2 protein-coding genes and 1 pseudogene are annotated in these 2,683 nt (G+C 61.2%); 2 read left to right on the forward strand and 1 reads right to left on the reverse strand.

Annotated elements, in window-relative coordinates; translation table 11 throughout:
• Positions 1–132: 132 nt before the first annotated feature.
• Positions 133–1,482, forward strand: coding sequence for an APC family permease (locus APH28_RS19690; protein WP_060512204.1), 1,350 nt, complete (start codon positions 133–135; stop codon positions 1,480–1,482).
• A gap of 142 nt (positions 1,483–1,624) precedes the next feature.
• On the opposite strand, the gene APH28_RS19695 is transcribed toward APH28_RS19690, so the two are convergent.
• Positions 1,625–2,200 (reverse strand): DUF2780 domain-containing protein, encoded by a 576-nt coding sequence (locus APH28_RS19695; RefSeq protein WP_060512205.1) that lies wholly within the window; start codon positions 2,198–2,200, stop codon positions 1,625–1,627.
• 195 nt (positions 2,201–2,395) lie between these two features.
• Here APH28_RS19695 and APH28_RS28710 point away from each other — a divergent pair.
• Positions 2,396–2,683, forward strand: a pseudogene (locus APH28_RS28710) (hypothetical protein); the annotation flags it as partial.

Here is a 2,683-nt window from a genome sequence, read left to right on the forward strand (position 1 = left end):
GGCACAGGATTGCGCATAACCCCGATTAAAACCCAGGCTAATAATTAGAATAAGTAATACTTTTTTGTCATCAGCCACCCAAGTGGATAAAAATCGACCAAAGCACAACTACAAAAATGCCTGGATCGATCGATGGCCAACCCACTCAGCTCCAATTCCGCTCAACTGCGCCGTGTCCTGGGCCTCCCCGCCCTGGTGTTCTTCGGCCTGGTGTACATGGTCCCACTGACCATCTTCACCACCTACGGTATCGTCACCGAACTCACCGGCGGCCGCACCGCTGGCGCCTACATGGTCACGCTGGTGGCCATGCTGTTCACCGCCGCGTCCTACAGCTTCATGGTCAAACGCTTCCCGGTCGCGGGCTCGGCGTATTCCTACACCAACATGGCCTTCGGCCCCAACGTTGGCTTCCTCGCCGGCTGGTCGCTGCTGCTCGACTACCTGTTCCTGCCGATGATCAACTACCTGCTGATCGGCCTGTTCCTCAACATCGCCTTCCCGGCCATTCCGGCATGGTCCATCGCGCTGGCCTCGATCGTGCTGGTGACGGTGCTGAACGTGGTCGGCATCCATTCGGTGGCCAAGACCAGCAACCTGATCGTCGGTGCGCAGATCGTCTTCATCGTGGTGTTCGTCGCGCTGTCGTGCCAGTCGCTGGCTGGCCAGCCGCTGGACCTGCTGTCGCCACTGCTGGGCGATGGCTCCAAGCCAGGTTTCGGCGCAATCATGGCCGGCGCTGCGGTGCTGTGCCTGTCGTTCCTTGGCTTCGACGCCGTCTCGACCCTGGCCGAAGAATGCCGCGATGCCCGCCGCGACGTGCCAAGGGCGATCATCCTCACCACGTTGTTCGCTGGCGTGCTGTTCACCGTGCTGGCCTACGTCAGCCAATTGGTGATGCCGGGCACCAGCTTCGCCAATGCCGATGCCGCGGCCAACGAGGTAATGTTCAAGGCGGGCGGGCAGTTCCTGGCCAACTTCTTCACTGCCGCGTATGTAGCCGGCAGCCTGGGTTCGGCGCTGGCCTCGCAGGCCGCGGTGTCGCGCATCCTGTTCACCATGGGGCGGGACAACGTGCTGCCACGGCGCAGCTTCGGCTATCTGTCGCCACGCTTCGGCACGCCGGTGGTCGCCATTGCGCTGGTGTCGGCGTTTTCGCTGCTGGCGTTGGTGATCGACCTGGCTACCCTCGCCTCGCTGATCAGCTTCGGTGCGCTGGTGGCGTTCTCGGCGGTGAACCTGGCGGTGGTGAAGACCCACCTGATGGATGACGGCGCCCGGCGCAACCTCAAAGGGATGCTGTGCTACGGCCTGGTGCCGCTGGTGGGGTTGGCGCTGACACTTTGGCTGTGGACCAGCCTGTCGGCACTGACATTGGTGATTGGCCTGTGCTGGTTTGCGTTTGGCCTGGCATACCTGGCGGTACTCACTGCTGGCTTCCGCCGCCCGGTGCGCCTGGTGGACTTCACCGAAGCTGCCTGAGCAACACTGCAAGCTCTACTTTGAAGGCCGGCGCTATCCCTGTGGGAGCGGGCTTGCCCGCGAACACGGGCGAAGCCCGTGCCATCCATCGCGCAGCCTGCTTCGCGGGCACGCCCGCTCCCACAAATTCCACGCCCGACCGTCAGACTGACGGCTGTGCCACCGGCGCCGGAGTAGTCCACAAGCTTCCCAGATTCTGCAGCAACGACCCGGCAATCCCCTGCTGCCCCAGATACTGCAGAATCAACGGCGCAAACTGCCCGATCATCCCGGTATCCATGCCCAGTGCCTTGAACGCACTGTCCAGGTCGCCACGGTTCTGCACATCATTGCCCAGGGCCTTGTCCAGAGCCGACTGGTTGCCCTTGTCGCTGCCCAGCAACTCACCCAATCCACTCAGCCCGCCGAGGGCATTGGCACCCGAGAGCAGATCCAGTCCCGGCACGGCCTTGGTCAGCTGGCCATAGTCGTCGCTGCTCAGGTTGTTGCGCGCCAGCCCCAACATGGCCCCTGCCCCGCCCACGGCCTGTTCGGGGGTGATGTTCAGCTGGCTGCCGAGTGTGTTGAGCAGGTTGGCCTGCCCTTCGGGTGCCTGTACCTGGCCTTGTTGCTTCTGGTTCTGCATGGCGGATACGGCGTTGGCGGCGTCGCTGAGGGTGAAGGCGAACACCGGGCTTGCGGCCAGGGTCATCAGGGTTGCCAGGGTGAATGCTTTCATCGGGAGGGACCTCGTTGGCCGGGATGGCCTGGGAAACGCCAGATTTGACTGGGGTTTGGCAGGTTTGTTCCGGCCCGACTGTCGACCACTTTTGCAGTCCGCTTCAATGCTTGTGACCTGTTAAAACTGCTAGTTGTGATGGGTTTACAGACCGCGCAAAGTGCCAATACAGCAACCGACACTCAGGTCACCATCATGAGTACCTCCTCCACCAGCAAAAGCAAACAGGCGCTGGCACCGCAGCAGAGCCTGCATTTTTATAAAAATGATCACTTGGCAACAGAAGTAGCCGCCAACGGCAATCGTCACGTGTTATGGGCAAATGACGTAGCGCTGGCCCAACTTGATCAATCGCAAACAGCAGGGATGCTTCGAGTTGACCTTGCTAATTCAGTCCTAGGGCTTGCATCTGGATCAGTGGCATATTCACCCTACGGATACTTGGCCCCGGAAAAACTGCACGCTTTGCTTGGATTCAACGGG

The sequence above is a fragment of the Pseudomonas sp. NBRC 111124 genome (genome assembly GCF_001320245.1).
Classification (GTDB): Bacteria; Pseudomonadota; Gammaproteobacteria; order Pseudomonadales; family Pseudomonadaceae; genus Aquipseudomonas.